The sequence below is a fragment of the Mesorhizobium sp. M2A.F.Ca.ET.037.01.1.1 genome (assembly GCF_003998075.1).
Lineage (GTDB): Bacteria > Pseudomonadota > Alphaproteobacteria > Rhizobiales > Rhizobiaceae > Mesorhizobium.
On the sequence record NZ_RZSA01000380.1, the window covers coordinates 1 to 5704 of the forward strand.

At 62.5% G+C, this 5704-nt stretch carries 7 protein-coding genes; 1 reads left to right on the plus strand and 6 read right to left on the minus strand.

Annotation, left to right across the window (positions count from 1 at the left end):
* From EOA27_RS19065 to EOA27_RS19085, 5 genes are all read right to left on the minus strand, one after another.
* The coding region (locus tag EOA27_RS19065) for a nucleotidyltransferase family protein (RefSeq protein WP_189562060.1) at positions 1–517 on the minus strand (517 nt) is incomplete at its 3' end.
* Positions 518–591: 74 nt separating this feature from the next.
* The gene (locus EOA27_RS19070; RefSeq protein ID WP_126082304.1) at positions 592–1326 is read right to left on the minus strand and encodes a glycosyltransferase family A protein; all 735 of its coding nucleotides are present in this window, start codon (positions 1324–1326) and stop codon (positions 592–594) included.
* Entirely contained in the window at positions 1327–2067 is a 741-nt protein-coding gene (locus tag EOA27_RS19075) for a glycosyltransferase (RefSeq protein ID WP_189342095.1), read from the minus strand. It lies immediately after the preceding gene.
* Entirely contained in the window at positions 2064–3179 is a 1116-nt protein-coding gene (locus EOA27_RS19080) for a hypothetical protein (RefSeq protein ID WP_127410458.1), read from the minus strand. The genes EOA27_RS19075 and EOA27_RS19080 overlap by 4 nt, the downstream gene beginning before the upstream one ends.
* A complete protein-coding gene (locus tag EOA27_RS19085; protein ID WP_210214156.1) occupies positions 3146–3547 on the minus strand; it encodes a PqqD family protein in 402 nt (133 codons plus the stop codon). The genes EOA27_RS19080 and EOA27_RS19085 overlap by 34 nt, the downstream gene beginning before the upstream one ends.
* Before the next feature lie 238 nt (positions 3548–3785).
* Here EOA27_RS19085 and EOA27_RS19090 point away from each other — a divergent pair, with 238 nt between their 5' ends.
* Positions 3786–5105, plus strand: coding sequence for a twitch domain-containing radical SAM protein (locus EOA27_RS19090; protein ID WP_126082308.1), 1320 nt, complete (start codon positions 3786–3788; stop codon positions 5103–5105).
* Positions 5106–5114: 9 nt separating this feature from the next.
* On the opposite strand, the gene EOA27_RS19095 is transcribed toward EOA27_RS19090, so the two are convergent.
* Positions 5115–5704 (minus strand): FAD-dependent oxidoreductase (locus tag EOA27_RS19095; RefSeq protein WP_189562061.1); only part of this gene is annotated, 590 nt, incomplete at its 5' end.

Sequence of the window (5704 nt, forward strand, 5' to 3'; positions counted from 1 at the left end):
GGCTGCCCTGGCCCGGACGAAAGATGCAGCCATGAAGATCGATGTCGCCGTAGCGGTCCTTGTGAAGATTGACGCTGCGCAGCCGTGCTGCCTGCGTCAGCATGCGCATGGCGCTGGAACCGCTCGACGGCTCCCAGCCCAGTTCAACGAACACGCCCAGGGCATCGCCCAGCCGGTTCCGCGGGACCACGATATCGAGGTCGTGGAACGAGCGTCCACCCCGTCCAACGGGATCAGCGGCACGCGCGGCTCCCTTGATGAGCATCATCGGCACGTCCGCCACAGCCAGCGCCGCGAATGCCGGTTGGCATTCTCTCATCAGAAGCATGGTTCGCGTCCATAGCATCCGTTGAAGCCCGGCAAGCCTCGGCGCATCCGGCAGATCCCTCAAACCAGGCCCAAGCCTGTTCCAGGCGGCGAGAATCAGCCGCTGCTCGCTGAACGTGCAGTCGTTCAGGTCGTGCGTGCCGATCCAGGCGCGCAGTTCCCTTTCGGCCGCCACCGGATCGACGTGCACGGCGGCCAGCAGGAGGCGCTCGTGATCGCCAGCGGGCCAGGCGCGATCAAGAGACGGGTACCAGAGAGGCCAATTCATTGCCCCCCTCTTTCTCCATCATCATCACCCCTCTTGGCCCTGAGCGCCCGGCGTGCGATTTCAAGAAAGTCGGATGCCATGCCGGCCGGTGCGCTGCCGGCGACGGCTACCCTTCTGGACAACGTGCCTGGTCGAATACGACGTCGATGAACCGTCTCGTCCAGCATGGTCATTTTCATGCCCGCGGCGATGGCCCTGCGGTACCAATCTATAAAGTACCCCGTGCGCAAGCTTTCGTCGAACGGGATGCCGAGCCGTTCGACAGCACTTCGCCGAACGGCAAGCGAACTCAGGAGGTAGCCCGGGTAGCGGCCTTTCTTATAGTGGAGAGAGACAAAGGCTTCGGAGGGGTAGTCCGGGCTCTCGAAGGTTTCGCTGTGGCCGAACACTGCATCCAGTGAGGGATCGGAGTCGAGCCTGGCCCGCTGCAGCGCGAGCTTGTCGGGCATCCAGAGGTCGTCGGCATCGAGGAACGCAAGAACCGCGCCCTGGGCGGCCTTTATGCCGACATTGAATGCGGACGGCGCTCCCCCGTTGACCTTCCTGACTATGCGCGGATGCAAAGCGTGGCCCTGAGCGACCTCGACCGTGCGGTCGCTCGAACCGTCATCGACGACGATGACTTCCCGCGGCGAATGGTCATTCTGCTCCGCGATGCTGTCGAGCGTCTCATGAAGCGTGGCGGACGCGTTCCACGCTGGAATGATGACGCTGAAAAACGGCGTTTCCACTCACTCCTCCATCAGATGCTTGAACGGAGGCAACGGCCTTGCGTTGCCGCTCTTGCGCCGACGCATGAGCGACTGCATCAGGGCGCGGTTGAAGTCGCGCTTCTCCTCTGCCGTGTAGGTGCTTGTCATCGACTCTGCATGCCGACGGTAGCACAGGGTCACCGCGTTGAGGATCGTCATCGGAATTTCGGCTTCGCGGATCCGGAGCATGAGGTCGACATCTTCGGAATAAAGGAAGTTCTCGTCGAACATCCCGACCCGGTCGAAAACTGTCCGGCGATAGAGGGTCGCACCCAAATGAACATGGAAAAGTTCATCTGTTATCGCCGCCGGATCGGGTGCGGGGGCATCCGTCATTTGCCGGTTGAAATAGCTGACGAAGCCGGAAACGACATCCATATGAGGCGTTCGGGCAAAGCGTGCGAGATGCAGCGAGAGCTTGTCGGCCGGCCAGAGGTCATCGCAATCCAGGAAGCCGATGAACTCGCCGCCGGCGATCCTCAGGCCGACATTTCGCGCGGGTCCCGGGCCGCGCCGCGGCCCGTCGAGGACGCGGATCGCCGGGAAACGCGAAGCCAGGGTCTCGACGATCTCGCGCGAGCGGTCGGTCGAGCCGTCGTCGACAACCAGGATTTCCTGCACCGGCCACGCTTGGTCGAGTATGGTTTTCAGGGCGTCGGCGATGTATTTCTCGCCGTTTCGCACCGGCATGATGACGCTGATCGTTGGGCTGTCGCTCATGCTCTGAGTTCCCGCACGAACCCTCGCAGCACGGTTGCCGCCTCCATCGGATCGTTGCCGATCAGGAACTCGTGGCATGGAAGCGAGCGCGACAGGCTGGCGGCCTGCTGGAATATCTCGTTATGGCCGGTCCGCAAGATCTTCGACGTGCTTGGCGAGAGCGCACGGATCATATCGAACCGTGAAGCGGAACGGATTGTCGAAGCATCCTCGCCGGTGAGCTTGCAGGAGACAAGAGCTTTCACCGCGATTTGCGGGACCAGCGCATCCGGTATCGTCGTGCTGATCGGGACGAGCGCCTTTTCCCCCGGGCGACGGTCCCGGTTCACTGCTTGCGCGGCAAGCCCGCTGAAGAGGATCTCCGCCATCCCGGTGAGTTTCATGGTGTCGAAGAGCGAGTGGCTTCGCCAGTCTGCCCCAGACTGCGACACCAGCACAATATCATCGCCCGTGGTCTGCATCCCCGCGGAAATTGCGGCAGCCGTCAGCGTCGATTTGCCGGAACCTCCCGGACCGGCGAGCATCACGCCCACGCCATCTTCGCCGACAACGGCGGAATGAAGCATCGCGTGCCCCGTGGCCAACGCGCCCCAATGGATGTGGTGGCGCAGCGGAGACCCGTATTCCCAGACCGGCAGCCGGGCAGCGGCTCCCACCCAATAGACGCCGGTGCCGGCGGACAGGTCGTGCAGATGCCAGATTCCGCGGCTCTCGTCGGATACGATTGCGACGCCGGCCTCGCTGTCCCATACGGTCCGGGTGACGGCATCGGCCTCGTCGGCTTCAAAGGGCCATTCGGCGGGCGGAGCCGGAAAGCCGTCGTCCTCATGCGAGACGGCATAGACAGTGATCGAGCGGTCTTCCGCAGTGGCTCCCGTTGTTTGCGCATGACGCAGAACCGGCAGGATGACCGGATCGAGCGCGGTTCCGCATGTGCGCAGCCGCAGCGTCAACCCGCCAAGGCGAAAGCGATGCTCAGCGCCGGATTCGTACCACCGGAAACTCGCGTCGGCAATGACGCGGCGGACGAATGCTGCAGGCGCCGTACGGGGATCGACGGCGGCTCGGACCATTCGGATCAGCTGTCCCCCAGCTCCCGCCGCAGCGGCCATCCACCGCCCGGATCCACGTCATGGATGGGGTCGAGGACAATCAGCTCCTGCAAGTCCGTGTGAATCTCCAGCTCCGGCCTCATGAAGGATGCGCGGCTGGAAATGTCGGGCAGCTTGGGCAATTCGATCGGCGAGGCCGGCAGAAGTATGCCTTCCTCCGCGAGGAGGTCGAGGAAGCCTCGCACCGAGGCAATGTCATCGTCGTCCAAGTCGGGATAACCCGTCCTCAACGCCGTCTCGATCATGGTGGGATCGACAGGCTTACGCAACATCTCCCAGATGAGCTGCGCGCTCCCCTTCATGCCGTAATACTTGCCGGTCGCAAAGTTCACCGCGACGACTTCACCGTCGAAGATCTCGCTCGACAAATTTGTTTCGTCTAAGACGACGCCCAACATCATTCCGCCCTTTGCCCCTAAATGGCGGGGTGATACACCAAGGGGCCGCGTGGGGGAAGTGTTCCTTGGTCAAAGATTTGCAGCGCTTCATTCGAAGCAACCCAACTGAATTCGCAGATTGGCTGAGGAACGCCGTGGCGCAAAAGCGGAGTCTTCAATGGAATTCCACACCCGGCCGAGCGGCCGTCGCGCATGGTCGTGAGCCGGCATGAGAGAGCTGAACCGTGAAAAGGACCGCCATTCCCCCGGGAGCGGTGACGGCTTCTGCGTCATGCCGTGGATTAATCTGCATGTCGCGACCGATGGCGCGATCTCGCCTTGCTGCGAGTTCGACGGATCAATAGGCCACGTGCGGAAAGAAGGCCTGAAGGGAGCCTGGAGCAGCGAGGCGCTGCAGCAGATACGACATCGGTTTGCACGGCAGGAACCGGTTGGGCAGTGCTGGAAATGTTTCGACCGTGACGAAAGAGAGGGGGACAGCCTGCGCCAGCAGATGAATCGCCAGTTCAGCGCATGGCACCGGCGGCTTGCGTCCGCGGATGAACCCTTCGCGGCCGCGCCGGCATCGCCGGCGGCGCTCGATGTCAGGTTCTCGAACCTGTGCAATTTCAAGTGCCGAAGCTGCTGGCACGGCGCCAGTTCGAAGTGGTTCACCGATGGCCGCGCCATCGGCGTCACCGCGGGTGACAAAGCCGAGATCAAGAGCTTCGCCTCGGCCACCGAGATGATGGACCAGATGTCGGGCTGGATCGACAATATCGAGTCGATCTACTTCGCTGGCGGCGAACCGCTTTTGACGGAAGAGCACTATCGGTTGCTGGATGCTCTGATCGAGGCAGGACGAACCCATGTCAGCCTGCGCTATAATACGAACATGTCCGTCACGGGCTTGGGCGGAAGATCGATATTCCAGCTGTGGAACGCATTTGAGAATGTCAGTGTCCAAGCAAGTGTCGACGACACTGGTGCCCGCGGTGCCCTTATTCGGCACGGTTTCGACTGGCCGCTATTCGTCGACAACATCATCCGGCTGCGACGGGAATGTCCGGGCGTGGACTTGGAGTTCGGCATAACCGTTTCCGCTTTGAACGTCAGCACTTTGGTCGAGCTTCTGGATGCCTTGCGGCACGAGTGCGAGGCCAGGGCATCCGAGATCCACATGCACTCTCTGCAAGAGCCGAAATTCATGCGCACGCAGGTGCTTCCGCAGAGGCAAAAAAGCAAGATCGAGCAAAAGTTGCGTTCCTTCCTGGCGCAGTCGGAACCAGGCGCCGGTGCCGAACAAATGCAACGCTACGTGAATGGCGTCATTGGCTATATGCGGTCAGAGGATCTGGCGTCCGAGCTGCCAAGGCTGGCAAAGCGCATGGACGCTCTTGACCGGCTGAGATCCGAATCGACGTCGAATGTCCTGACGGAAATTGGTCCGATTCTGGTATCGGCGCACGGTTTGTCCGGTACCGCGAGACGCTTCATCTCAGCAGCGCGCCGTGCCGCGGCCAGCTTCTGGCGACGAACGGCGCGTTGATCGGGGCGTTTATTCCGCAGCCTGCGCCTGTGACGGCAGTCCGAGCCACCCCCTGCAATCGGCCAGCGCTCTCGCCGTGATCGCATGACGTTTGGCGACGGTCTTGTCCTTGCCGCGCAGGCGCTTGCCGTCGGCCTTCGGCGCTTCGACCGGCGGGAAAAGGCCGAAATTGACGTTCATTGGCTGGAAGGGGCGTTTGCCGGGCTCATCATCCGACACGATATGCCCGCCGGTGATGTGGTTCAGCAGCGCGCCGAAGGCGGTGGTCGCCGGCGGCAGCGCGGGCGCGTGGCCGAGCCGCGAGGCGGCGGCGAAGCGGCCGGCGAGCAGGCCGATCGCGGCGCTTTCCACATAGCCTTCGCAGCCGGTGATCTGGCCGGCAAAGCGCAGACCCGGCCGCGATTTCAGCTGCAGCGAGGGATCGAGCAGCGTCGGCGAGTTGATGTAGGTGTTGCGGTGCAGGCCGCCGAGGCGCGCGAACTCAGCATTTTCGAGCCCAGGAATGGTGCGGAAGATGCGCACCTGCTCGGCATGCTTCAGCTTCGTCTGGAAACCGACCATGTTGTAGAGCGTGCCCAGCGCATTGTCCTGACGGAGCT

Coding starts and splice junctions, on each gene's coding strand:
- EOA27_RS19075 (WP_189342095.1), bottom strand. CDS start 2,067: ATGAGCGACAGCCCAACGATCAGCGTCATCATGCCGGTGCGAAACGGC.
- EOA27_RS19080 (WP_127410458.1), bottom strand. CDS start 3,179: ATGGCCGCTGCGGCGGGAGCTGGGGGACAGCTGATCCGAATGGTCCGA.
- EOA27_RS19090 (WP_126082308.1), top strand. CDS start 3,786: ATGAGAGAGCTGAACCGTGAAAAGGACCGCCATTCCCCCGGGAGCGGT.